We start from the raw sequence: 25,424 nt of genomic DNA, 5'->3' as shown, positions 1-25,424 counted from the left end.
TCCTCTTCGACTTCCGGTTCTTCTGCTGCTTCTTGAACCTCGGATTCTTCTTCTGGTTCCTCTTCGACTTCCGGCTCTTTTGATACTTCTTGAACCTCAGGCTCTTCTACTGATTCCTCTACAACTTCCGGTTCTTCTGTTGCTTCTTCTCGAACCTCAGGTTCTTCTATAGGCTCCTCTTCGACCTCCGTCTCTTCTGTTGCTTCTTCTTGAACCTCAGACCCTTCTTCCGATTCCTCTTCAACTTCTGGCTCTTCTGCTGCTTCTTGAACCTCAGACTCTTCTTCTGATTCCCCTTCACTCAATTCTTGATTAGATATTTCATTTTCTTGAATATTTGATTGTTCAAGCTCCATCTCTTCCAATTCTGTTATAAATTGATCAATTTTCTCTCTTTCATCTCCAAAAAACTGCCTATACATTTCCTCCACATTGGTCTCATCGACATCATTGGAAGCATAAGTTTCTGGATTTTGTAGTGCTTGATCATAGAGATCAATCATCTCTTTGATACTGTTGTTGTATCTGTTGTCACTTGGTATATTAGCAAGCTCCATGCAATCCTCAATCATTACATCCACAAAAGATAAATCCGGGTTATTGTATCGTGCTTGACCTTGGGGAGAGGAATATCCACCTCGAAATGAAGTAGTATGTTCATGTATTTGCGGATGCTCCACTGCAATCACGGGAACTCGACTTGGCTTTATTCCAACTCTTCTTAAATAGGCTTGTGGAGGCATGTGATGGCCTTGTACAGCATCTTCTGTTCGAGCGCTACCTTTTGGTGCATTTCCTTGATTATACAAATATACATCTGTATCATTAACACGACTTGCTAATCTTCTACGAATTTCTTCTCTTCTTCTGGCTATTCTCTGCCGTTCCCTGCGATTAGAGTTTATTCTTGATGATCGATTATCCAATGGCGTATTACCTTAATCAGACATTTGATCTTCAAGTATTTCTAAAACAATTTCAGCCTCTTCCCGAACAACTGCTGAAACATCGCGATTCACCATTTCTTTTAAAATGGGTTTACTGGAAGGATCATCAAATAAGCTACAACCTTCTATCACTTTTAGTCGAATAAATTCGTTCTCATGATGGACAAAGGGATGGATAAGCTTTAAATAATTCGGATATTGAATGGCACCTAACATTAAGATGGAAACAGCTTTGCTACCATCATTTCCATGGATAAGAGCTTCATGGAGATAAGGAAGTAATTGTTCATCTGTGTAATGATCCAGCATTTTTTCAATGGTTTTATTCGATCCTAGATCATCGTCTTCGTATGGTAAGTAGGCCTGGAGCAAAAAAGGAATGGATTTCTCATTTTGAAAGGGAGCAATGACTTGGATAAGTTCATCCGTATCATTTACGGTCTTGCCGTCCATTTCGTCGATTCTCTTCGAAAAAGGAACCAGTTGATTCAATAAGTAATGTAATGCCTCCAGATGATCTTGATGAACTTTTTCAACCAAGGTTTTTATCTTATCGGAAGGGTCTTCATCAAGAGTCTCCTTTATATAGGAACTCGGATTAGAGGAACACAAAACAATACTTACCAAAGCTTCATATCTTACACTACTCTCTGGATCATTTAACATACTGGCAAATTCTTGCTCAAAATTTTCGTTAGTAAGTTCAGAAGTCATGGATTTTCGCAGTAGTGTCAAAGCCCAAAGTCTCGTTCCGCAATTTTCAGAAGTAAGTGCTTTTCGTAGATGGGTAGTGAGAATGTTCCGATTAAAAAAGTTTAAAATTGTATATAATCCCCAGTTATAATCATCAATGTCTTCACGACATACAAAAGAGTCTAAAACAGTGGGAATGACTTTTTCATTGTAAAATTTGTGAATGGACACAATTAAAGAATGGTATGATTTTTTGATTTCTGGTGTAATAGGTACACCTTCTTTTAATTGATCACGGAGAACTTGCATCTCCTCTAACTGTGCTGGGAGATTGTTATTTTTCATCTTAGACCCCACTTTAAAATAGTTCGGCGAAGATAAGTATTTTGATCTATGTCTCTCCATAGATCAGAGGATAGAATAAGAACGGCTCGCCGTTTGGTAACGATACAATGCACTCTCCTACATTTAAGTTGACCACATCACTATCTTCAATCACTTTCCCATCAACGATCATGTCTTGTATACCTTTATTTGCATTGGAAGACAACATACTGATCTGCTTCTTTACCATTCCATGGCGTTCAGAAACAAAGGCTCGACTTTCCCCATCATATAACCGAAAAGCAAAAACAGATCCAAAACCACTCAATATACTATGGGCTAAATATTTTTCATAACGATGTTCCACTTGGCTTCTATTTTGAATACCAGCTATGACTTTTACTCCTAAAGAACGACCGAAATTCAATGCATTATCGATATAGTTCAGCTTTGGTATTAACGGAAATTCATCCAAAATAAAATATACATTTCCATCTGTTTTGGAGCGACCTAAGACTTCTTTCATTGCTAAGTCAATCATGATGGTATAGATAGGTTCTAGTAGATTACCACTTGCTAAGTCATATTCTAAAAATATTGCTTTTCCACCTTTTTTCGTTACCGATTCTCTGATGGAAAACTGGCCTGCCTTGGCAAAGGAACCACTAAAGATTTTAAATATCGTTTGATAGAGATGAACAATAAAACTCTGTGTTGTTTGCCCACCATCTTTTTTAATGTAGTTTCTCACCCATTTATGTTCTGGATGTTCCAATAAAAGATTTCGTATACTGAGATCGGTAGAAGATTGAACAAAATCAATCAGTTTTGCATGGTCCCATTGCTTATTTAAAGTCTCCATTTCTTGGACTTGAATGGATAACAAAGCAGATAAAATATCTCGGGCACCCATTGCAAAAACAGGGGATTGGGAGTTTTCGATATCTTCTTTAAAGAGTGATGTAGAAATTTCCCTTATGGTTTCTTCTCGCTTCTCTTTGGGAGTATGCAAAATGTCTCTATAAATATTCCAATATACTGTACCTTTCGGAGGTACCAAAGAATTGGAGACGACATCGTCTCCAATTTGGTAAAACTCTTGTAAATAGTCACCTTTCGCATCGAAAAATATCATAATATCATTGGAAGTCATGGTGCTGCGGACAGCTTTGACAATATGATTCATGGTATTTGTCTTCCCACTACCTATCGCTCCCAATGTTAAGATATGTCTTTCTAAAAGTCCTGAATGCAAAGTAATACCGGTGTTCTCTTTCCCTCGAATCCCAATTTTGGCCTTCCCTTTTCCCATCACCGTTCCTGGGGAAAGCATATTCAGCTGTTGACCATCTATATTTTTTTTATTCCAATAACTCACATTCCATCATTCTTTCCATATGATGATTGGTAGCTGACATTGTACTTTTCTAATTTTAAAAGAATGTATCACTGTTGTTTGTATGGGAAGTATTCGTTGTAGCATTATTATTTAGACTCTCAGAAGACCATTTTTCTATTGCAAGATCTCCCAATACTTGTACATCTTGAATTAACGCTCCTAATTCTTTCATCATTCTTTCTGTATCTTCTTCCGGTCCCTTGGCACTGATTGAAACCCATGCATCGTTGGTTCCAATGCCAAGAAGCTTGTGAAGCAAACCGGTGTTGTCCACACTTACACCAATCGAACTGTGCTGTTGATCACTAGCAATGATCCGAATTTCCACATCATTCCCAAACAACATGCTGTAAATAACATATAGTGGGTACAGTAGTCCTAAATAAAAAATACCAAATAACTCTTCACCTAAAATGATACAAAGGATACCCAACAATAAAGAAGGGAAAAATCTCAACCACTTCCATGCCGGACCTATATATGAAATCACACCAGAAACTAAATCAATTTTCACATCTCGTATCACTAAACTTTTTTTCCCCAGTAGATTGACACCTTCACCAGTAAAAATAACTCTTCTATTGGTGACGATGAGATATCCAGTTGCAGAAGGGCTAATCAGTTTCGACGCCTTGTATTCCGTAATGAATTTTTCTTCACTGCCTAATTTGATGCCTCTAACTTCCAAATATAATTCCTCCCACTATTTTTTTACAATCATGTAATATTATAATATAAATAATATTTAGAATAAAATATATTATTTTTGGTTTGACTTAAATCTATATAAATACAAAAAAATCCTGATGAAATACAATCAGGATTTTTTTGTATTTGGTTTGTAAACATTACTACTTATCCCATGGATTCTTTCGGGATGGTTCTAAAGATTTGTCAGGTTTTGCTTCTAGGTACTGACGCGGAACTCCATCATAATCTCCCTTTGGTCCTTTTACCCAACTGGATTTTGGATTAGCAGGTTTAATATCTTCTTTTGCTTTGAACCAGTCTGTCATATTGGTTCCCTCCAATTTCTTCTAAACTCCCATTGTATTTTCATTTTTCTTTCTAAAAAAAGATAATCCTGTATTTTTTTGTTAAATTATTCTAAGATCAAAATCCTTATATAGATAGACTCGAGTTCAAAAACTTGCAATTTATCCAGTTCGTTTGGTTGGTTTGTGAACATGATGAAAGCTACTCCAACAACTCCAGAACTGAACATGTATGATCTCTCGTATCTCAAGGATTACAAATTGATTGGCATCTGCAGTAGTAAACACCCTAATGAAATAAATGAAAAAGTCACTTGGGCTATGGATGCAAACTCGAATTGTGTGTTGCTGCTCAAGCGTGGATTTGATCTCCGTATTCTACAAAAGGCTTTGAACGAGATGTACCCAGAAAATAAAAATTAATGTTATTATCAGTATAATCGTAGGTCGATCTCCAAGGAGAGCAGACAATGAAGAACCCGTACATGCCCCTCATCATCGGTATTATGATCGCGGGGATGTTCAACGCCGAGGAACACCCCGAAGGCGCCGCTGCGTGTGCCCGCGCTCGCTATCTTCTTCTACTTCCTCGGAGGCGGGCATCACAACTCCTAAGTGTAGAACCCTGCTTTAGTTCCTTATCAGGAACATTGCGACCGTTTGGATCATATGATTCGGACGGTCGCCTGATTTCACACACAAAAAAAAGCGAGGGTTTCCACTCACTTGTGATATACTCTGTCTAACATCAAAACTCTCTCAATCGCCTGATCGGTTAACACTGATCAGGCTTTTTATATTTAACTAAGGTAGTTTGTACTATAAACTTGTTTAAAGGAAGATAATTTCAACCTATTTTTTATTTTTTCTGACATATGTTATATTCAGCAATGTAGATATAGACTGTTAATTTAAGCAGGAGGACGAATGTGGATAAATTTTCAACTTGGACAGATTTAAATAATTTAAAAATAGGCCTAATACCAGTTGGATCATTAGAGCAGCATGGTTATCATTTACCAATTAACACTGATAGTATTATGCTGAAGCCATCGCAAATAGATTAGGCCAACTTATCAATCATTCCTTTGTTGCACCCGTTCTCCCCTACTCAGCATCATTTGAACACCATGACTTTCCAGGATCCATTTCTCTCCGTTCTACTACCATTATCTCCATCATAGAAGATGTCGTTCATTCTCTGGAACAAATGGGGATTCAGAAATGTATTATCATTAATGGACATGGAGGGAATTATCTTCTTGGAAATATAGCTCAAGAAATGAATGTTAATCGCCATCGCTTAATGGTTGCACCCAACAGAAAACACTGGGAAAATGCTTATAAAGAAGCTGGAATTTTATCCGCCATTTCCGAAGATATGCATGCTGGAGAAGGCGAGACCTCTATTTTATTGCATTTGTTTAATGATCAAAATGTGGTAAAAACAGAAAAGTATATTGATATAGAATCACGAAAAAGAGATCTCCTGAATGTGGTTGGAATGAAATACTATACAGAAACAGGTGCAATTGGGTTTCCAACAAGGGCAACAGCGGAAAAAGGAGAATTGTTACTACATCATTTATCGAGACAAATAGAACAAACAGTAAAGGAGTTTATTCACCTTGCGTAGCAAATGGCAAGATATAAGTATCCATTATAATCTAATGAATCTGAGTGTAGTTGAATATTCAAGTTCATACTAATAAAAACCCCTCCAACAAATGAAGGGGTTGATACGCACAGCCATAGGACTGTGGGACGTATGTGTTTGTAGTATATGTAAAAAGCACAAAAAGTAGTCATTGGGACTACTTTTTGGGACGAAATTCCGAATCTCGCACAGTTAACACTGTGGGACGTATGTACATTCATTATATTGATTAACGAAGTATTAGTCAACAATTGTATATAGGCGCTTTAAAGTGGCTCGAATTTGATGCTTATCTTGTGAAGACAATGCTAAAATCCTATCCCTTTGATTTTTCCTATAGTTAGTACCCTCTGTGTTCTTTTTCGTCACATGTAAAGGCTTCTGTAGACGAGCTTTACTGATGACCCTAAGATGTTCACAAAGAGCAGTACTATCATGACATTCTAAGTCAATATGCGTCCATCTACCATCATTTTTCCGTTTTGTGGTTAAGGGTATCACCGTTGTAACTGTCGAACCTGGTATTGCGGAAATGACAATCACAGGTCTTCGTTTATTATACTCACTTCCAATATTTTGACCTAGCTCCGCCCAATATAATCCATTGCGAATCAATGGGAAAGGAGTTTTCTGTTGACGATGGTATTTCAGTTCTGTTTTCGTAACTAACCATTCTAAGTAAGAAAGGATATCCTCTTGTTGTCTTAGTAAACCAAGTTTGTTATCTTCCCAATGTGATTGTTTCAGCAAAGCTTGTAAAAGGGTAAGGTTTTTATCATACAACTGATTAATCCTATCCAAAAGGTATTCGTCTTCAAAGGGATCCGTTCTATCCTCATTTTTATTTCCTGACATACTTGTTCTCCTCTTACTTCCTTCGTATTACCCTATTTTTTCTATTAAGTATTTTTTGGGATAATCCTTTTTTGTATGTCAGTAGTTAATCCATTTTTATTGGTTTGTGTTTTTAAGAAGAGAATAAGGGAGCCCCAATAAAGTTACTTCTAACCATCTGGGCTTTGGGACCTAATTCTATAACAATTATGATCCATTTTTTCACTCCTGAAGAAGTACTATGGCAACCAATATATTCTATTGAAAAGATAAAACACTTGGTCTTTGTAAGGAGACATTTTTTCGGGGCTTTTACTTAACAATTTTATTCCACCATATATAATAAAACTAAGGAAATACCGTTTACCCTTAAAGGAGATATCGTGATCAGTGGCTCTCGAACTGAGGCAGAAACAAAAGTATCTTCCTTGTTTGGGGAAAACCTTGGTCACCTCAGGCTCCATCGGGAAATGTCACAGGCGAAATGCGTAGAACTGATTTGGGAATTGGAAATTCCGTTCTCCCAAACACGTTTCTCACTTCTCGAACGAAATGTACAGCAGGTAAAGAAGATGCAGCCTGCTAACCGTCTTTCGTCTGTTTCCTTTTCCGTGGACCTGCTGATGGCAGTTGCAAAGGTGTTTCAGATACCTCCTGAGTGGTTCCTAACCGAACATCCAAACATCTCTGAGGCACTACAACAGGAGTTTGGTGTCCTGTATTCGGACATGTCCCCAAAACCGAAGAATTTCTACAGTCGTGTGGTGGGACAGCGTCTCCGGTACCTTAGGGAGGATCGAGGTTGGACTATGGAGCAACTTGCTGAAAAGGTCAGGAAAAAAGGATTCCGCATGAGCTTTAGCCGAATTGGTGCATTCGGAAGTGGATATAAAAATCCTTCCATGACCGTAGACCAACTCGTGGTACAAGGATGCAAGTTAGGCACTATGAAATCGGTCTAATTCTTGGTTTTCCTCCTAACTTTCAATTCCTATAAGGATGCAATATAAGCCGTCTGTGAACATCAAGAAATTCTTTTCCCTTCTATGTTCAACCATTTTGTCTGTATACCTATAATCATGCAAAAACCCCGAGAGGTTGACAGACTTTTGTACAGTCTTTTCAATTTAATTCTATCATCATTTCTTGTTATGTGAAAATACCTTTCCTCGTTCAATCTCTTCAAGGAGAAAGTGAAGAAGGTCCGAATGACCAGAAAACGAAGATCAACAGCTTTCACTTCATTCAAGGACTTCAATTCAAGTCGGAATTTATGATCACAATTCACCATAGCTCTACTTATTAGTAATGGCTTTCACAATTTTACGACTTTCCTAGTATTCAACCTCCAAATTATCATATTCGACTTTAAACTCTGGATCTTTCATCATTTGTTGTTTATATTCTTCTACCGTCTCATATCATGATACCTCTCATTTTTAATATTAACACTATCTGAAATACTAATTAGTTCTCCTTCCAGCTCTCAATCATGTTTCCTTCAGTTCGAAAATTTTCTGCTCTAGTTCTTCTTTTGTTGAACCATGCTTACTGGGGTCCCGACAGAAAAACGCGGATTTACCACGCTAAGGAGCTAATTCAGTAAAAATAAGGCTTTTCGTCTACGCTAAGACATTCTGCGATGTAAATAAACGGACTATCTATTCGTTCATAATCCAAAAGCGGCACGATAGATAGAAAAAATGGAGCTGGTCTATACTCCCTTATAGTACTATTTGCTTTTTAAAATGGGTGCGGGGCACCTGTAATGATTACAGATGCCCCGCTGGGAAGAACGACCTTACTTCCCCTGACGCTCCTCGTGCGCGCGCTTGAGGGCGTCCAGATCGCCGCCGTCCTGACCGCTGTCGCTGTCGCTGTCGTCGTCGCCGTTCTTGCAGATGAAGTTGACGTTGATACGCACGGTTGTCCTTCCAGTATGTACTATCCGGGATCGGATAGATCTTTATTATAATAATGCATTTATATTATATTTTCAATGAATAAATATATGAATTTATTTAATAATTTAGATATGGATACAAATATAGGGATTGATCCGAGATAATTACAAAAGCGGCATGATAGATTACAAATAATTGTAATCTCTGTTTAGGAAATGAAAACAGGGAGCTTTACAACCTGAATGGGGTAGTGAGACGGTAGCTGCTCTAGTCCATCAGATAGATTCCAATAAAAGTAAACTAAATGAATGTCAGCTTATAAAAAGTTATGACCGACCTAGATGCACCAGAAGTGGGATCAGGGTCGGTCTTTTGCTCTTTTGCGGAAGTAGGTGATGCCTTTCTGCTAGAGCATATCAGATTCGTCGCCACTAGCAGACTAGTCGGACCATGGCGGGGAAGTCCAGCGTACTCCATGATCACCATCTGCCACTGGCGGAGTTGCCTTCCGTGAACCCAGTGCTTCGCGAGGAGATTGATGGCCTCTGACGAGAACATCGAAATCGTCGGGAATCGAAGGATCGACTTCCAGCACGATCGAGAAGGCGATGGCTCCCAGCCTCGCACCGGAAGCCATCTTTGTTTCCATCGCGTCGGCCAAATGCAAAAAAGCCACCCCAATGGGGCAGCCCTCCGTGACAACCATACATTCTAATTTTATTAGAAACATATGATCTCTATTGTAACAAACAACGTAGCTGTCATCAAGTGCAAACTGACTTGCAATAATTCACAGGCTTTCTAATGATGCAATTTAACTATTCAAATTACTACGTACCGTTGAAAATAGTGTAAATGCGTTTCAATTCCTCTAAGGATGCAATTAAGGTTCTACAGGTACATACGATTGGATAACGTACATATTCTTTCAATTCCTACAAGGATGCAATATAAGAGGTACAAGAAGCCGCAAAGCTGTGGGATTTAAAAACACTTTCAATTCCTCTAAGGATGCAATATAAGGCAAAAACCATGGGAGGTTGACAGACTTTCTGTTTATCTTTCAATTCCTGTAAGGATGCAATTAAGGCCTCTTCCTGATCTTCTTCCCACTCAAGTTCAAGAGAAATTGGAGTTAGTTGAACCTTGCAAAAATCAGAAAAAAAGGATTCCCTTACAGCTTTTTTTATATCTTGATAAAATCCGACTAATCCCATATCGAACCAAGGATCTCCTGATTTAAACAGTGTAACCTTCACTATTTCACCTCCGTATCTATTTGAGGAGATAGAAAACCAAACCCTTGTACAGCGTAATTTCCTAGTGATTGCTCATAAATAATTTGTTGAGCTTTTGGAGGCGCTTTCACTTCTACATCTAACATGTATCCTTTGATTTTCCTCTTTTTAACCTCTGTCAAAACAGAAGACTTTCGGAAATCAAATTTAGTAGGATCTTTGATCGAAATGTCAACACTACTTTCGTCCAACTTTTCTTCCCACTTAATTTCATACCAGTTCCTCATGGTGTTTCTTAATTGATCATAAAACCGGCTTTCTAAGGGATGACAAAAATGAATACGCCCTTCTTGTTGAGATGCTACCACAATTGGACTTAAACTCTTATATCTCATCACGGAATGAAACTCTATTGTCGGTAGTATTTTTACCTCTACCAATGGAAGGTGACAGTCCATTAGTTGTAATCCTTTCATTTTCCAAATACCCTCAATTAGTCCAATACAAATTTCTTCCTTCATGGAACTAATTAGTAATGTAGCTTCTCCGTTAACTAATTGATAGTTTGGTTGAAACTTCTTTTTTACAAATTGAAGATTGGAAAAAGCAAGTGGCTTGTATCTACGTTTGTTATGTACTATCCCTTCTTCGTGCAACCATTTTGAAAGATCTGCCTTTGAACGGCTTAAACATTGGTACAAATAGCTACTTATAAGATAATTTAGATTATATGGGAGAGAAATCTCTTGCTCTGTATGGAATTTTGCTTGAATGCGTAATGTAATCACCTCTTTAACCTTTTAGAAACATGCAGAATAAAAATGACTAAAACCATAGTAAACTAGTTATTATATTCTGTCAATTGCAAATTGTTTTTATAAACCGGATTCCTTCAGAGGGTGCAAGTCTAATAACCTTTTAGTAAACATTTTCAATTTCAACATGAATACAATGGATATCTTTTAGTATACAAAGCTGTTTACAGCAATACAATCCTGAAATATATCAAATATCAGTAATAGTAGGTTTCAATTTACACTTTTCAAAAGCTACACTATTAGAAAAAAACTCTATTTCCAACTTAAAATAGAGTTACTTATAATTCAAATATCCGTTCTTAACTGAGATTATTCCAACATTTTAAGCTTATCAGATATTGAAGATTTCACCCAATCCACCGTTTCCTGTTCCCATATTTCTTCTAGCTTTTTTTTCTTTATTTCTCTGTCTATGGGAAGTAAAGAAATATATCCTGCTGTTGATTCCCTCATATAAGGAGAACGATTGGCTAGAAAGGAATAAATGTTGTAGATATGTTCTTTTTCTCCAAGTGAATAAAGCGCAACATAAAAACGCATTTTTGCACGAGGTGATCTTTCTTTTTTTAATTTCTCTTTTATAGATGCTATCGCACTTCTTGCCTCCATCCATCCTAAAGCAACTGCTGCACATTCTCTTACCTCGGGCTCCTTATGATCCAATGCATGAAAAAGGGGCACCACACTACTTTTATCTTTATGATATTGTAATGATTCTGCTGCATATGCTTGAATAGTAGGATTTACGTCATTGGATAGTCTATCAATAAGAGATTCTACTACCTTTTTTTCCTCAAAATGACGCAACTCCATTACTGCTTTATACCGAATCCATTCATTCTTGTCTCTTGTCAAATAGGAACCAATTTATCGTTTCTGTTGTATTTAACTCTCCCATTCTCTCTATCATTTCTAATCTCACATTTAAAATGGAAATGTTATAGTATTCTTTCTCAAGATGAAGCTGATGAGCAGGAGAAAGCTCATTCAAAATATACTCAATTTGATCTTCTATAAATTTATCGACTAACTCTGCTCCTCTTTTAATCGCTAAACGCTCTCGAAAGGGACGTTTACCTATCCACTGTTCATAGTGTGCCAATTTCATGTGCCAATGTGTATATATAATTTTGAAGAACCATAGCAGCACCATGTTCTTTTGAGTCTTCCTCAAAACTCCCAACAGCTACTTTTATTTTAGATAATTCCGATTCATCATATGGTGCAAAAAAGGAACCATTTGCAGCTTCCATTTTAGTGGTTATCAGTTCTTCTACGTCTAATAGACAAACCATTACTTTTTTGGGGAAGGATAGTTCTCTTCCTATCCAATGAAGAAAGAGTAAAACACAGGCTTTGACATCGTTATGTATCTCCTTATCTGATTGAAAGATAATGTTTGAAATTAAATCACGATTTTTCAATCTGTACCTCCATAAAAATAGATAGGGACCATCCTATTCTGGAAAAAGTAAAAAGAAGCCCCAAAAGGCCTCCAGAATAGGATCAGTCGCATGCTACCATTGCATTATAAACCTCATTTTTTGGAATAAAGACGCCTTGTTTTCTCACTTCAAAATCAATACCTGCTTCTTCCAAACATTGTCTATACATGGAAATATCAACAATCTCCTCATGTGTAGCAGCTAAGGTATAATTTGAGGTGTCTCTTTTCGAGCAAGAGCACAATAAAATGGACAGAAGAAAAAGAATGAAAACACGTTTGTCATTGTAATCTACCCTATCCTATTCGAAATCGTTTCTTCCCAGAGTAGAACACCTAGATACTAATCCCTTTTAATACATTTCCTCAACACTATTTTCATACTACTTGAACATTTAAAACAAATGTAAGGGAAAGATGTATCCCTCTACCAAACAAACGTCTCCTACCCCATTTGGAGTTGAAATTATGAGCATCTATCAATCTATCAGAACTCCAAAATTTCGCCGCATTTTGGATCCTCGTACATTTTTTCTTCCTTGCGATTTACTTTATATTTCCCATTACCTAATTCCATCCATTGGTCATTATTCTTTGTGTTGTTTTGTATATGTGAATGAAAGAACTTTATAATTGGACTCCACTCGAGGTGATACCTCCTTCTTCCATTGAAAGAAACCAAAGAATCGTCTGGGAACGGTCGTGGGATGAACCTCGATTGATCAGTCCGTGGTTATCAACAATTTACAGGAAACCATCTTTTCCGAACTGCAAACACTTGCTTCAGGTCCTCAAAGATATTTTATTGACTTCAAAGGAAATGAGCCTTTAGAAGCTATCTATTATTAATACAGCTTCTAAAGGCTTGAAACTAAAGCAATTGTCTTGCATGACTTATTTTAAGCCATTACTAACTGTTGGAAAAACTAACAAGAACCAACTGTTCCAAAACTTTTTCCTTGACCAGAACCTACATCCCAAAAGATCTATACTACATCTAAAGGATCTTCATTAACAAAATTATCGATCAAATCGGTAAATAGTAGGTGGAACACTTTTGCCTCACCACTACTCTTCAATTCCGTTTCCACATTATCTATCATTCTATCTGCAATTTTATCAGATAGAGATTTGTAACCCTCTAACTCAAGAATTCCCATTAATCTCCTAACATCAGGTCCGTTCTTTAAATCAATATTTCGAAAGGACCATTCCCCTGAAATCTTATCTATGCTAGTTTCTTGAATAAAAAAGTAACAGTATTTACCCAATATACTGGTAAATTGATAGATATCTCTGCGTAATCCACCAAGTTTACTCATTAATTCTACATCATCATCTAATACAGATTGATTGGGATGGAGTAATATCTTAAACTCAAAACAATTTTGCTCAGGGAGATTACTACAATCTAAAATTTCATACTCAACAAATTCATTTTGTAATACTTGTTTTAGTTTCATTCTTTCGAAGTTTAGTTTCCTGGTTCTTTTTTTCAACAAAAGTAATTTTTGATGTTCAATCGATTCTTGATAGCTGGGCTCTAAAAAAACCTTATTCTGTGGGAAATACTGATAAATGATATTCTTGATCTTTGCTAATTCGGTCATTTTCTATTATCTCCCTTATTAAATCGTCTAACAATTACTTGATATAAAAATGGAAAGCCAAACTATTAGAGAAACTTAGTATTACCTATGTACTCTACTGGTATAAGGGGAGTTGAGTAACAGAGAATATGTTACCCAATACCCTCCAATGTTTCTCCTGACTCAATTTAAAAAACCTATATTCTTTACCATTTGTGTCCAAATTTATCATACATCTCAACAATTCTAGAATTATTGCCAACTTGACACTGGAGAAAATAGTAGAAAACTTGTGACTCCTATAAAAAAAACTACTCCTATTGTAATCATAATAATCCCAATGCGAACAGAGATTATTGGAGTTCTTTCTTTGACCCAATCAACAAGAACATATGATAAGCCAATTAAAAATCCATTTAAAATTAAAACAATGTATTCATCAATGTTAATTATTGAAGTTAAAATGCTTGTGACAGGAATTAATATTCCTAATGTTAAGGTAAAAAGCGGGATATAAATTTTCATTTTTTGAAATGATATAACTCCTCTATCATTTGTGATTAAATTAAATGAACATATGAAGTTTTTACGGTACTTTGGATAAGTTGATCTTTTGCTTCACTCTTACTATTTGATTATCCCTATCATCAAAATTTACTTTTACATAGAATTTTAATACGACAAAGAGGACCGTCTCTTGTCGAACTAACTCTTATTCACTTTTTAATTGATTTAAAGTAGAAAGGATGCTTGATTTAGCAGCTATTGTTTTTTCTTTCACCAAAGCAGTTTCCAAAGCAATGATAGCCTCCTTTTTGTTATTTGCTACTATAATCATGGATAGAATATTGGCAGTTGCACATCGGATTTGGTAAGATTTGTGTTCAAGATAACTTAGGATTTTTTTGATCTTCTGCTTGTCTCCATAATTATAGAGAGCAGTTAACATATTAAGCTTAACCCAATGATTTTTTTCATATCGAAGTTTTCTTTTAACAAACATCTCTCCTTTTTTTGCTTTCATTTCAGATAGAGATACAGCGGCATAACCTCTAACTAAAAAGGATTTATCGTTTAACATTTTTATTAATATAGGTACTCCTTGAGTAATATTTTGCTCTGCAACCATTTCTGCAGCAGTTACTCTAATTAAGGGTTCTGAATCGAGTAAACTTGTAGCCCAAACATGATTTATATCTTCTTCCAAATCATAGCTCGATAAAATTTCAATAGCATCAAGTCGTATATAATCTAGCTTATGGTTTGTTAATTCAACAAGTATTTCTAAACTTTTGTCTGATAATTTAGTTTCATCTAAATACTGAATGAATCCATGTTTTTCTGAGTTCATGGCGTTGAATTTCCTGATAGTTTCTTTTACATCATAAATGTCACTTTCTAATAAATCTTGATAATTCAATTTGCACCATCCTTTAAAATAAGCCCAAAAGAAAATATCCTTCGGGCTTAAATCGCTATTTTCTTCTTTGCTTATAGGTTTGTTCTTGGAAAATGTACTGGTATAGGGGTTCGGTGGCAAATAGATGTATCTCCCACCAAGTAAAACCATTAGAGGCAGGAAGGGAATTAGAACGCTGGTAACAGGCGTTCCGACCATGTGGATACACTTCTAACTGCATGGGGTGGGGTGATGGCATGGGTGTTGCACGAACTACCCTAGAATCCCATGGTTTTAACAGTGAGAGTCTTAAATAATCTCACTGCTATATATGTTACTACCTTTTATCCCCCAGATAATATTATGTCTAGCACTCATCCAATCAAAATTTATCTGTTCGTTATTTTCGTCTAAAACATTTAGTTTTTCCAAATTAGAAAAATCATCATTAAAATTTCTATAAATATTCCCATGTGGGTCACCTAATAAAAAGACTTGATCCTTATTTACCATCCATCGAATTGGATGTCTATTACCGATTTGATCCAAGGAAAAATTTTTATAGCATGTTTCTCCTGTTTGATCAAATTTAACTAAACAATATTCTTGGCCGGAGTAATAATAGAACCATATTTTATCGTCAGGATTTGAGTTGATGCAAATGCCTTCCAATATATTGGGTATTCTTTGATTAAAAATAGGCTTTTCTAATATATTACGCTGTCTTTTCCCATCAATTGTTAGTTGCACAAAACCTGATTGAGCCAATTCCACCTCTCCAAATAGCCCTAATTCATCGTATGTAATCCAAACAATCTTCTTATGATCAATATGCCAGTCAACAATTCCTGTTCCTACTACAGATTTATTCCATTTTTCTCTTTTGTTGTTGTAAATGAACAAGTTTTCTTTCATTTCCTCTTCTGGAGAAACATTTAAGAAAATCCATGTATCCTCTTCGATTTTGTCCACTTCACATTTATCTACTTCCAACTCAAAAAAATATTCTTTTAATTCTTGAGGTGTAAAATGGAATACTCTATATTTATACAAACCATTTCCTTTTCTATTGCTGTAATAAGTTATAAACAGTTCTCCATTCTGTCCAACATGTGGATTACCAGTAAACAATGAATCTGGAAGGGCAAAATTCTTAAACAGGGTAAATTTAATATTCTCCATGCCAACATCCCACTTTTACTAAATATTTATATTCTAATAAGGAAAATTCGTAACAATGCATATGAGAGGATACAAAAAAACAACATAGAGATACTTAACTCCTAGTCAACAAGATTTAACGTACAGTACCATTTTAATAATACTTCCATCGTTATAAATGTTAAAGAAACCTAGTACTCAACATCTTAGATAAAGAGTGGCTAGGCTTCTATTTACTCAGCTGCAATTGATCATAGCTTTTTCTGGATTGATTACATAAATGGTATTGTTTTTTATCCTATACTTAATACCAAATTCTTTAAAACATTGCTGGAGGGTTGGTAAATGTGCATTTTCAACTGATGTGAATACTTCATAATTTTGCTGACTGCAAGCTGTAACTAAAAGGATACTTGCCAAAATATAAAAGAAACTCTTCAAAGATCCTAATCCTTCCCTATGTAAAATAGTTTATTAATTGATACGACTCGTCTTGCTTTTTTCTAAGATGACTGGGCATTTCTATCAACTGTGGAATTAATTTTTCATAAATTCACTTTCCATTATAAAAATACTACAAAGAGAACTGTCTTCTTTGTAGTATTTTTATTGATCACTCACTGGAATCTCTAAAAAAATATCTCATTACATAAATCACAACTATCATCCCAAGAATAGTTAAAATACTAGATAGCCACCCATTTTCTACAAAAAACAAAATTAATGCTGTTACTATAGCGCTTATCAATCCAGTAATAGCCCCATAGATCATTTTTTTTTCATGTTTATAACCTGTCTCCTTACTGTCTTACAATCCATAACTTAGTCTTTTTATGATTCCAGCTAAATCTTATTGTAGCTTTAATATCGGGAATCCGTTTCTTCCCCAATTCCTTTATGGTTTCTGCGATCATTCCACAGCAATAACTTTTCCTAGAAGCTCCGGCTATTAGGGGAAGGGCACAATCCCCAAAGGGAGAGGCCCTGCCTACTCGAACACTTTTTGCTAGTCGACTAGAAACCGAGAAGTGAAACATATCCTCTGGAAAAGTCTTATTTGGTATACCTGAGTATTACAAAACATCTAATAAATAGTAGATAAGATAATATACTGATGAGCTAATTGTAAAGAACACAGATAGAGAGAGAGTTATAAGAATTAATCTTTTTAAATTGAATTTTTTCGTATAATAATTTAATATTAAATTAATTATAAGTGTGGATAGAAATACATATGGGAAAAATTCTAACAATAATCTGGCTCTACTTGACAAACTTGGATAGATTCCTAGGTCTATCATTTGATACATTTCGTAACTCCAAGAGTTGAGATAAAAGCATACCCAAGTAAGAATCATTAAAATTATATTTATAAAACAAAAATATTTCGTTTTATTTTTTTCGTTTGTCATAAACTCACACACCCCAATGGAATAGGTCATTCCTCCTAAAAGATGAGTACAGGTGATCGTCACAAAACAGACACAGAATCACCCTTCATCAGTATAGAGGAATAATTATACGAAATAAAGAAATAGTTTTATACTATAAAATAATAATATTATTCTGAATATATATTTTAAAAAACGAAATATTAAGCAACTTAATTTCTGGATTCCAAGCATGATCTCATAGTTCCAAAAATATTCCGCCTATTTCAATATTATTAACATTCCAAAAGGAAAGTAACTAAAATACATTTGGAGGCTTCCTAGGTACCATACAGTCCACAAGAGGACTATATATGAGTCTATCAGTTTCTTAATATAAAAATGGAAGATCAAACTATTAGAGAAACTTAGTATACCTATGGTACTCTTCGCCGATTAGCACAAAGCACCGGTCTAATACAAAGTCCAATGTGCGTTATATTACTTTTATGTAGTTATACCTTAACTCATTTGCAGTTTCTTTCTGGTGTTGTCCCATTTTCTCATATTTGGAAAGGGGTAAACATATCTTTCTCCTCTCCAGTTCAAATGTTCGAATCTATCAGAACTCTACAATTTCGCCGCAATTTGGATCCTTGTACAATTTTTCTTCCTTGCGATTTACTTTATATTTCCCATTGGTACAATAAATGCACTTTATTCCTTCAATGTACCCTGATCCTTGACATACTTTACAAATAGCTTTATCCATCACTGTGGATCCTAGATGTTTTCTAAGATATTCTGCCAAATAATCACTCTTTTCAACTGATAATTTATCTCTTCCCACCCTTTTCTTAATAAGATTTTTCTTTTCAATAAACATTCAATCAAGAATCAGATCGAGAATCCCTTTTGGGAAATTCCGATATTCCTTCAAAGATTGAATTAGATAATTTTTGAAATTTGGACTATAAGGTTTCTGACGGATGATTTCCTCTCCACCCAAGAATGCATTCCTACATATCCCTGGAGAAAACAATCGCTCTAACCAATTACAAAGTTTTTTTGCTTCGGTTGCCTCAAAAACGTGGTGTACAGTAATTGATTTTTGCTGCCTCAATCGGTTTAATAAATCTACCAACGTTTTATCCGTTGATTTCTTCGTACAATCGAAATAAATATACTGATCTCTATCCTCGAAGAAAACCACATGACCATGTCCATCAGCACGATATTCTTTTTGTAGCACATGATTGGTATAACTAGATTCGATTTCAAAACTCTTCAGATAGTGCTCTTTGATCTCTTCTTTCAAAATATCATTATTGATATCATTGATTTCTTTTTGGTCCACTGTTTCAAGAGAATGCTTAATTTGTTTCAAAAGTTCTTGTACTTCTTTATTTGTAATCATTTTTCCTTCTTCAATATTCCACATGTACAACTTATTAGTATCTTCTTCTTTGACGAATTCAATATAAATCCTGTCATTTTTCCTATCTTGAAAATATAACGCTCTACCCATTCGTATACTCCTCTCCAACACTAAATCTTTCTATGAATCTACTTTATTAATGAACAGCTAATCATTGGTCTGTGCAATCTTTTTCTCGGTGTTTCTCAAATATTTCATTGTGGCTTTGATGTCCTCGTATGTACCTTTCATTTCTTCATCCAGTTCAAACGATGCAGCTATTTCAGTATTTGCTTGCTCGATTTGTTCACTCACACTTTTTTGATCATCCCACTGTTTTTGAATCGATTGTGGTAATTTTCCTACCCTCCCTGTTCTTTTTTGAACGGTCCTCTTCTCGAGATATTGCTGATAATGCCCATTCAAAAAGTACACAATCTGACTATTTTCTTTGTTTATTTCTATGTATCTCTCTACTGCCAAAATAAGCTTGCCAAAGCCAATTTTATTGAGAGCTTCTTCGAATTTTGGATAATGTTCGTTATGTTTCTGTATGTCTGGTGCACCTGCGTTGGTAAATATATTACGAAAGGATTGATACAAAGAATCCGATTCCCATTTATAGGAAATTCGCGAAGCGTCATCATCAAAATCTTCTTTAAAGAATAAATCTTCTTTAAGAAATTCATCCTTATGTCCGATTTTTCCGTGTCCGGTTTTACCGTGTCCGGTTTTTTCGGACAGGCCCTGTCCGACTTTTTCGGACTGGTTGAAACCCTTATTTTTACTCGATTCTTCCCTGTCCGGTTTTTTCGGACTGGTTAGATCTGGGGCAAATTTAATTTTGTATTTTGTATTTTTGAATTGACCACTTTCGTTTCTTTCTAAATCAGATCGTTCAATAAATCCATCCTTCTCTAAAGCTTCAAGGGCTTTTGTAACGGTATCTTTATTTAATCCTAGTAGTTCAGCGATGGTCCGTTGAGATGGCCATCCTTCGGCTGTGTTATTTGCATGGATCGCTATCGTAAGCCAAATGCTGAGTTTATTGCCTTTTAGCTTTTTAATAGCACCTGAATACCATAAATCTTTGTAAAGGCGGATATTAAATTTCTCTTTCTTCTCGATTGATTCCCCATCTTCTGTAAATACGGTATATGTGCCTGTACCAAAGATTCCTCCGATAATGCTTTTCATTTGCTCTTCATTCATAATAAAAAACCTCCCATTTCGCTTGTTAGCGTTGGAAAGGTCACCGGTTAGGTTAAACTAAATGTATCAATCATTTTTTTTAACAAATGTTTTTTTCTATATGTATCTTGACCAAGATGTTGGAACGCGTTAAAATAATGAATGACTATTTGAAAATAATCTGGCAATTCATTTGCTGGACACAAATGAATTGCTCCCGGCGACCTGTGTTTTCCAAACACTATCAGGTCGTTTTCTTTTGTATTTTTTTGTTTGCCTATGATTCTACCAATATTTACATATAACGACAACTACAATTTTTGTCTATTAGCTTTCCAGATCAGTGGATCTAAGATTCTATTTTATCTATAATCTTCGTTTCAGTACCTCTCAACATTCCTAAGGTTTGTTCAATATCTTCCAAAGTAGCAGCAAGTTCCTGTTGGCCTAATTCTACTTGTAACTCTCCTGTCATAGATTTTGGTAGGTTCGATAGCTTCTTTAATCTTTTCTTCTTTTTAAGAACAGGCTGCTTTGTATTATTTATCTCCTTCTGTTTTCTCAATTCTTCTAAATCCCAACCTGTTTTCATGGCATAGATAACACTACCAACAGGATTGTTAATTTTTTTTCCAGTTAGTTTTGACCATTCTAATGTTTCTTCTATAGCTACCTCTATCTCTTTTTTATGTTCCGTGTGTTGCAAAACTACTTGTTCAGCAGATTCAAATGAAATTTCTATTCCAAACTTTTCAAAGAATAATTTTTGTACAACAACAACAACAGAAAAAAAAGTATTCTCTGTATAAGTACTCTTTGTATGTAACCGTAATACGGTTTGCGGTGACCGAGTTGCGGTTTGGCTTATTTCTGCCTGACCGTAATACGGTTTGCCTTTAATAGTAGCTTCTACGTTTTTATCTTCCCTAATTTCGCCTGACCGCAATACGGTTTGGCTTATTTCTTGGATTTGTGGTTCTTCTTGAAAAGTAAACCCCTCAAGAGAATAACCTAGCTTATGTAGTTGATCATGTATGTGTCGGACATTTACCTTGAAATATTTTGTCTTATTGGTATGACTAATAGGTCTTGTAAAGATAAACTTCTGTTTTTCTAATTTGGTAACAAGATCATTGACAGCTGTTTTTTTAAAAGCCATGATTTCTGAAGCTAGATCCTCTCCACGCTTATAAAACCAACCATCACGAATCAAGGATTCTAATTTATTTGCTTGATCTTTAAAACCTACTTTTTTGAATTCGGTTATTTGAGATTTTATGTTTCGATCTGTTTCTCGGATGATTTTTGTCCAGTATAGTAATTGGTTGAGTACTAATGCTTGTTTCCAGCATCCACATAACTCTACCAATTCTTCTTTGATTATGCCTCGTTTGAGTACTCGTTCTTCTTCCGACATGAAAAAAATCTCCTCTCGTCCTGAGGGAGATCGCCTTACCAGAATTTTACTTCACCTTTTCTTAAATATGCACAGTATTCCCCTGTTGACTGAAACAGAAAAAATAAGTACAATTGTGGTGACAAATTTGGAGAATATCGGTTTACTAGTTGCGCCAACAACGAATAAACCACCCCAACGTAAGGCGACCTGTTTCCAGCAGGTCGTTTCGCTATTTTATTGATCTTCTGCTCTACAAATCTACCAATAATTCTACCAAGATTTTCATCTTGCGACAAGTTTGTTATAAACTAGAACATGGGTAGACCTTCTAATTCCTCAAATTGTTCCTCAGGTTCTTCTACTATCACTGACTCTGGTTGACTAGGAATAATAGGCTGACTCCCTCCACCAGGTGGAAAAAAATAAGCAAAGAATATATGCTTCGCTGCATTGGAGAAATTATCTGGATCTATTTCTTTGATTTTCTCATACAGATTTCGTTCTAATTGACTGTTTAAGTTGAAAGAAACTTGAGGGCGAACTCGTGACATAGTGTCCCCTCCCTAATATCGAATGGCACCTCTAGATGGATTTACGCTTTTTTTCAATTCTGTAAAGTAACCACGAACATTGGACATTTGTGAATCGGTTATCGCATGTATTTGTGGAAAATATTTTTTCATTGGCTCTTCTAGTTTTGTAGCTCCCCCTCCAGCTAAAAAGGTAGGAAAATCATTGTTCTTTGTCCATGTACGCTGAAGATTGGAGGCTAGCATGTCCGCTAGTTGAGTTGGATTTACCTCTACATCTTCGGATCCACTTCCATCATTCTCCCACCCACGTGCAATGGTTCCAGATTCCCCGTTCGAGTAGATCCATTTGCCATCTAGGTTTCTTGTATAGGTTGCAAAGTTAGTGGTATATGCGCCAGGATCAATGACACGTACTTTTTTCGCATTGTCAGGGACCATATTCATGGATTGAAGGTAGTTATAGATGATCCCACCTTCTACTGTGACAAAACATCTGACAACATGTACCTCACACTGTTCCCCATTGATTTTGAAGCGATGAGCCCCTTCTATCCTACTTTTCAGATTCTGATGGTCACCAGTTTCAATATTTGATTTGGGTACTCCGGTCATAATGGTGACAGGTCCAGATTTAATGCCAGCTCTGTATAGTCCAGCATAAAATAGACGCATGGTGTCATCAGTAGCTTTAGCATCTGTAGTAGGTTTTCTCTTCAGCCCTTTTCCATCACGAAATGCCAAATCACCTACAAAATAAGAACTTCCATCTTCTTCTTCCAATACCATATCGCCTTCTAGTTTCTGATAGATCGTAAGAGGAACAGCTTGGTCAATCAGCGAGATGAATTTAAACTCTTTTTCTAATGTCTTTCCCTTTACATATCCTCTGCCTAAATCTATTGCAAGTATTTTGGACATTTTTTCCTCCTATTGCCTAATTGTCATCCTTTTCGGCACTGAGTTAATTGTAAAACAATTTTCATAGATTAACAATGCCTAATTGTCATCACTTTTGTCAATGATAGTCATAGACATGGCAGATGTGTTTAAAATCCTTGTAGAACCTAGTTTTCTACGTGATAAGTGGCAGACGTTGTTATGTCAGTCATTTCTATGCTCTTTTTGAATATCGATTCGTAATTTCTTTGATCAGAGTGACAGACATAACTATATAGTTAGTCATGGACATGACAATTATAGTATAAAGCTTTATATAGTAAGGGTTTAAAGATGTGAGTGACAATGTTCTTGATGTCTGACGTTAGATAGGTTTTTATATAAATACATATATAAGTCTACAAATCATAACAACAACTTGGATAAGTTTTAGTCATGGACATGGCAAGGTTTGGGGGGAACCCTTATTTGATAAAGGCTTTACAAGATGGGTGACAGACCGTGTTTTGTCAGACAAAAACGCCCTTGCTTATTCTGAAGGACGTTTTTTTCCAAACCATTTTTCCCATATGGATTGTTCTTTATATGTTTCTAAACGGCTGAGAGTAGCTTGTATTTGTGTGAGATCTTCGTTGTTTTTGTCTTCTAGATCCCGAATTTGTTTTTTGAGAGAGTGGATCGTATCCAATAATTCCTCTTGATAATCTTCCATGGCTTTCTGCCTTTTGGCCATTTCCAACATGATAACTTTGAATTCATTCAGCGTTTCCCCAACCGTAGCAGGGAGTTCGAATTTTTCTGCGTCGTTTATTTGGATCGTTTTTGTCTTTGTTTCATTGAGTCTTCGTTCTACTCGTTCTCTGTCCCATCCTTGTTCATACATGGCACGAATTTCTTTAATGGTGTCCAACGATTTTTCATTGACTTCCAATGGTCTGCTGGACTCTTTTCTTGTGTCAATGAACAACTTATGGTCCTGACAGTATCGACGAATGGTTCGATCTGAAACCTGTAGTCTGTGACTCACTTCTGTAATCGTTAGCCAATTCAATGCTTCATCACCTCCAATGTCAGGAAGAGGAGTGTCAGATGGACACGTCTTTAACTCTACTTCTTAACTGCTATTATGGCATAAATGACGTGACAATTTCACTGTAATGTATTCTTCGATGTCCTTGTAAGTTTCCCCTTTGACAGGCTGATGACAGTGTTGTCAGAGCAACAATGATTATGACATGTTTGTCAACTGGCTAGTGACATAAGAGGCAATTACAAAAACAGAAGCAGAACCAATTCTCGAAAATATTGATGGATAGAGGTTTGACATAAATAATTTGGAGGATGTCACTTGGTCATGTGTTTGACAGGGGTGTTATTTAAAAAGAAAATGTAGTTTTCTAAGGGGTTGAGGACAAAGAGTACTCAATTCTATCTTGTTACAAAATCATGTTTTTCGAGATAGAAAATGGATCAACGAGTGTTTTTTTCATTTGTACATTTAAATAAGAAATTCTCAATAAATCTCAAAAGGGAGTAGGGAAGAGTTTCTGTTTATATTTGTAAAAGCAGGCGACCGACCGACATTTGGTGATGTCAGTCGGCAACGGGCGCTCCCTCGGGAGCATACATGCAGGGATTTGCTCTCAGTTGGTGACGTTAGCAGTTGGTGATCTTAGAAGCAAAGATAACCAACTGCTAACGTCAGTAGCACACAAGTGAAAACATGGGTGAAAAAATACCTGAAATAAGGAACCTTTCACAGATAAGAGAGGAAAAACAACACAAGAGGACAATCCATTCTTGGGCCGACCACGTACGAGATTTCAAAGCGTAGTAGAAGAAAGAGATTACTTGAAAGCACAGGTCGAATACTTAAAAAAGCGTTATCCCAATCTACTGGAGGAGCATGGACCCCAAAAATAACTCGTTTTGAAATTATTCAAGAACTGAAAAAAAAGTACCCTGTGGTGTGGTTGGTGGCTATTGCAAAAGTCTCTCGTTCTGGTTATTACAAGTGGGAAACAACACGACAAAAAAGGAAAATAGCTAGCCAAAAGGATCAGCTGTTGAAAGAGAAGATCATGGAAATCCATCATCTTCGTCCCTTTTTTGGCTATCCGCGAATGCTTGTTGCATTACGAAAAGCTGGCTTTCTGGTCAATCATAAGCGAGTGTACCGACTCATGAAGGAATTACACATTCAGTCTGCCATTCG

24 protein-coding genes and 1 pseudogene are annotated in these 25,424 nt (G+C 36.0%); 4 read left to right on the top strand and 21 right to left on the bottom strand.

Going from position 1 to position 25,424, the window contains the following annotated elements:
- The 5 genes from A3GQ_RS25865 to A3GQ_RS27405 all read right to left on the bottom strand — a co-directional run.
- On the bottom strand, positions 1–926 hold a 926-nt coding region (locus A3GQ_RS25865; protein ID WP_211227751.1), incomplete at its 3' end, for a hypothetical protein.
- A gap of 12 nt (positions 927–938) precedes the next feature.
- Positions 939–1,985: a HEAT repeat domain-containing protein gene (locus A3GQ_RS0120075; protein WP_028778577.1), complete on the bottom strand. Its 1,047-nt coding sequence runs from the start codon at positions 1,983–1,985 to the stop codon at positions 939–941.
- A 46-nt stretch (positions 1,986–2,031) separates the two neighbouring features.
- Complete coding sequence (locus A3GQ_RS0120070) at positions 2,032–3,342, bottom strand: type IV secretory system conjugative DNA transfer family protein (RefSeq protein WP_028778576.1); 1,311 nt, start codon at positions 3,340–3,342, stop codon at positions 2,032–2,034.
- A 55-nt stretch (positions 3,343–3,397) separates the two neighbouring features.
- Positions 3,398–4,051: a hypothetical protein gene (locus A3GQ_RS0120065; RefSeq protein ID WP_028778575.1), complete on the bottom strand. Its 654-nt coding sequence runs from the start codon at positions 4,049–4,051 to the stop codon at positions 3,398–3,400.
- A 163-nt stretch (positions 4,052–4,214) separates the two neighbouring features.
- Positions 4,215–4,379: a hypothetical protein gene (locus tag A3GQ_RS27405; RefSeq protein ID WP_156877842.1), complete on the bottom strand. Its 165-nt coding sequence runs from the start codon at positions 4,377–4,379 to the stop codon at positions 4,215–4,217.
- A gap of 171 nt (positions 4,380–4,550) precedes the next feature.
- Between A3GQ_RS27405 and A3GQ_RS0120050 the strand changes: the two genes are divergently transcribed.
- Both A3GQ_RS0120050 and A3GQ_RS25860 read left to right on the top strand, forming a co-directional pair.
- The gene (locus tag A3GQ_RS0120050) at positions 4,551–4,781 is read left to right on the top strand and encodes a hypothetical protein (RefSeq protein WP_028778574.1); all 231 of its coding nucleotides are present in this window, start codon (positions 4,551–4,553) and stop codon (positions 4,779–4,781) included.
- A gap of 506 nt (positions 4,782–5,287) precedes the next feature.
- A pseudogene (locus tag A3GQ_RS25860) lies at positions 5,288–5,994 on the top strand (creatininase family protein).
- 261 nt (positions 5,995–6,255) lie between these two features.
- Here the strand turns inward: A3GQ_RS25860 and A3GQ_RS0120035 are convergent.
- A complete protein-coding gene (locus A3GQ_RS0120035) occupies positions 6,256–6,870 on the bottom strand; it encodes a type II toxin-antitoxin system PemK/MazF family toxin (protein WP_028778572.1) in 615 nt (204 codons plus the stop codon).
- 362 nt (positions 6,871–7,232) lie between these two features.
- Here A3GQ_RS0120035 and A3GQ_RS0120030 point away from each other — a divergent pair, with 362 nt between their 5' ends.
- Positions 7,233–7,811 (top strand): helix-turn-helix domain-containing protein, encoded by a 579-nt coding sequence (locus A3GQ_RS0120030; protein ID WP_028778571.1) that lies wholly within the window; start codon positions 7,233–7,235, stop codon positions 7,809–7,811.
- Positions 7,812–8,650: 839 nt separating this feature from the next.
- Here A3GQ_RS0120030 and A3GQ_RS28275 read toward each other — a convergent pair.
- The 15 genes from A3GQ_RS28275 to A3GQ_RS0119915 all read right to left on the bottom strand — a co-directional run bounded on the left by A3GQ_RS28275 (position 8,651) and on the right by A3GQ_RS0119915 (position 24,260).
- The gene (locus tag A3GQ_RS28275) at positions 8,651–8,773 is read right to left on the bottom strand and encodes a hypothetical protein (RefSeq protein ID WP_281170848.1); all 123 of its coding nucleotides are present in this window, start codon (positions 8,771–8,773) and stop codon (positions 8,651–8,653) included.
- A gap of 915 nt (positions 8,774–9,688) precedes the next feature.
- Positions 9,689–9,970 carry a hypothetical protein gene (locus tag A3GQ_RS0120015; RefSeq protein WP_156877837.1) on the bottom strand — a complete coding sequence of 94 codons (282 nt, stop codon included), beginning with the start codon at positions 9,968–9,970 and terminating at the stop codon, positions 9,689–9,691.
- Positions 9,971–10,011: 41 nt separating this feature from the next.
- Positions 10,012–10,779, bottom strand: a complete 768-nt coding sequence (cas6, locus tag A3GQ_RS0120010) for a CRISPR-associated endoribonuclease Cas6 (RefSeq protein WP_028778567.1) — start codon at positions 10,777–10,779, stop codon at positions 10,012–10,014.
- A gap of 339 nt (positions 10,780–11,118) precedes the next feature.
- A complete protein-coding gene (locus A3GQ_RS0120005) occupies positions 11,119–11,664 on the bottom strand; it encodes a HEAT repeat domain-containing protein (protein ID WP_169818317.1) in 546 nt (181 codons plus the stop codon).
- On the bottom strand, positions 11,645–11,911 hold the full coding sequence (locus A3GQ_RS0120000; RefSeq protein WP_156877836.1) for a hypothetical protein: 267 nt from the start codon (positions 11,909–11,911) through the stop codon (positions 11,645–11,647). Before A3GQ_RS0120000 ends, A3GQ_RS0120005 begins: the two co-directional genes overlap by 20 nt.
- Positions 11,898–12,233, bottom strand: a complete 336-nt coding sequence (locus tag A3GQ_RS0119995) for a hypothetical protein (protein WP_028778564.1) — start codon at positions 12,231–12,233, stop codon at positions 11,898–11,900. The genes A3GQ_RS0120000 and A3GQ_RS0119995 overlap by 14 nt, the downstream gene beginning before the upstream one ends.
- A 1,006-nt stretch (positions 12,234–13,239) precedes the next feature.
- Entirely contained in the window at positions 13,240–13,863 is a 624-nt protein-coding gene (locus tag A3GQ_RS0119980; RefSeq protein WP_028778563.1) for a hypothetical protein, read from the bottom strand.
- Positions 13,864–14,554: 691 nt separating this feature from the next.
- A complete protein-coding gene (locus tag A3GQ_RS0119970) occupies positions 14,555–15,460 on the bottom strand; it encodes a HEAT repeat domain-containing protein (RefSeq protein WP_156877835.1) in 906 nt (301 codons plus the stop codon).
- Positions 15,461–15,550: 90 nt separating this feature from the next.
- The gene (locus tag A3GQ_RS0119965) at positions 15,551–16,423 is read right to left on the bottom strand and encodes a hypothetical protein (RefSeq protein ID WP_028778560.1); all 873 of its coding nucleotides are present in this window, start codon (positions 16,421–16,423) and stop codon (positions 15,551–15,553) included.
- Between the two features lie 2,235 nt (positions 16,424–18,658).
- Entirely contained in the window at positions 18,659–19,300 is a 642-nt protein-coding gene (locus A3GQ_RS0119945; protein ID WP_028778557.1) for a hypothetical protein, read from the bottom strand.
- Between the two features lie 57 nt (positions 19,301–19,357).
- Positions 19,358–20,401: a helix-turn-helix domain-containing protein gene (locus A3GQ_RS0119940; RefSeq protein WP_028778556.1), complete on the bottom strand. Its 1,044-nt coding sequence runs from the start codon at positions 20,399–20,401 to the stop codon at positions 19,358–19,360.
- Between the two features lie 328 nt (positions 20,402–20,729).
- A complete protein-coding gene (locus tag A3GQ_RS0119930) occupies positions 20,730–21,797 on the bottom strand; it encodes a hypothetical protein (RefSeq protein WP_028778555.1) in 1,068 nt (355 codons plus the stop codon).
- Positions 21,798–22,087: 290 nt separating this feature from the next.
- The gene (locus tag A3GQ_RS0119925) at positions 22,088–22,330 is read right to left on the bottom strand and encodes a hypothetical protein (protein WP_028778554.1); all 243 of its coding nucleotides are present in this window, start codon (positions 22,328–22,330) and stop codon (positions 22,088–22,090) included.
- Positions 22,331–22,342: 12 nt separating this feature from the next.
- Positions 22,343–23,230 carry a ParM/StbA family protein gene (locus A3GQ_RS0119920; protein WP_028778553.1) on the bottom strand — a complete coding sequence of 296 codons (888 nt, stop codon included), beginning with the start codon at positions 23,228–23,230 and terminating at the stop codon, positions 22,343–22,345.
- 508 nt (positions 23,231–23,738) lie between these two features.
- A complete protein-coding gene (locus A3GQ_RS0119915; RefSeq protein WP_028778552.1) occupies positions 23,739–24,260 on the bottom strand; it encodes a MerR family transcriptional regulator in 522 nt (173 codons plus the stop codon).
- A gap of 925 nt (positions 24,261–25,185) precedes the next feature.
- Between A3GQ_RS0119915 and A3GQ_RS25080 the strand changes: the two genes are divergently transcribed.
- Positions 25,186–25,424, top strand: a 239-nt coding sequence (locus A3GQ_RS25080; RefSeq protein WP_169818316.1) for an IS3 family transposase, incomplete at its 3' end; no start/stop codon positions are given.

The sequence above is a fragment of the Shimazuella kribbensis DSM 45090 genome, assembly GCF_000428065.1.
Classification (GTDB): Bacteria; Bacillota; Bacilli; order Thermoactinomycetales; family Thermoactinomycetaceae; genus Shimazuella; species Shimazuella kribbensis.
Note: the sequence above shows the minus strand (reverse complement) of the source record. Positions and strands in the feature narration are given on the sequence as shown.

Coding starts and splice junctions, on each gene's coding strand:
- A3GQ_RS0120050 (WP_028778574.1), top strand. CDS start 4,551: ATGATGAAAGCTACTCCAACAACTCCAGAACTGAACATGTATGATCTC.
- A3GQ_RS27405 (WP_156877842.1), bottom strand. CDS start 4,379: ATGACAGACTGGTTCAAAGCAAAAGAAGATATTAAACCTGCTAATCCA.
- A3GQ_RS0119970 (WP_156877835.1), bottom strand. CDS start 15,460: ATGGTCGGAACGCCTGTTACCAGCGTTCTAATTCCCTTCCTGCCTCTA.
- A3GQ_RS0119940 (WP_028778556.1), bottom strand. CDS start 20,401: ATGAATGAAGAGCAAATGAAAAGCATTATCGGAGGAATCTTTGGTACA.
- A3GQ_RS0119980 (WP_028778563.1), bottom strand. CDS start 13,863: ATGACCGAATTAGCAAAGATCAAGAATATCATTTATCAGTATTTCCCA.
- A3GQ_RS0119920 (WP_028778553.1), bottom strand. CDS start 23,230: ATGTCCAAAATACTTGCAATAGATTTAGGCAGAGGATATGTAAAGGGA.
- A3GQ_RS0120015 (WP_156877837.1), bottom strand. CDS start 9,970: ATGGGATTAGTCGGATTTTATCAAGATATAAAAAAAGCTGTAAGGGAA.
- A3GQ_RS0120075 (WP_028778577.1), bottom strand. CDS start 1,985: ATGAAAAATAACAATCTCCCAGCACAGTTAGAGGAGATGCAAGTTCTC.
- A3GQ_RS0119965 (WP_028778560.1), bottom strand. CDS start 16,423: ATGGAGAATATTAAATTTACCCTGTTTAAGAATTTTGCCCTTCCAGAT.
- A3GQ_RS0119930 (WP_028778555.1), bottom strand. CDS start 21,797: ATGTCGGAAGAAGAACGAGTACTCAAACGAGGCATAATCAAAGAAGAA.
- A3GQ_RS0120035 (WP_028778572.1), bottom strand. CDS start 6,870: ATGTCAGGAAATAAAAATGAGGATAGAACGGATCCCTTTGAAGACGAA.
- A3GQ_RS0119945 (WP_028778557.1), bottom strand. CDS start 19,300: ATGGGTAGAGCGTTATATTTTCAAGATAGGAAAAATGACAGGATTTAT.
- A3GQ_RS0119925 (WP_028778554.1), bottom strand. CDS start 22,330: ATGTCACGAGTTCGCCCTCAAGTTTCTTTCAACTTAAACAGTCAATTA.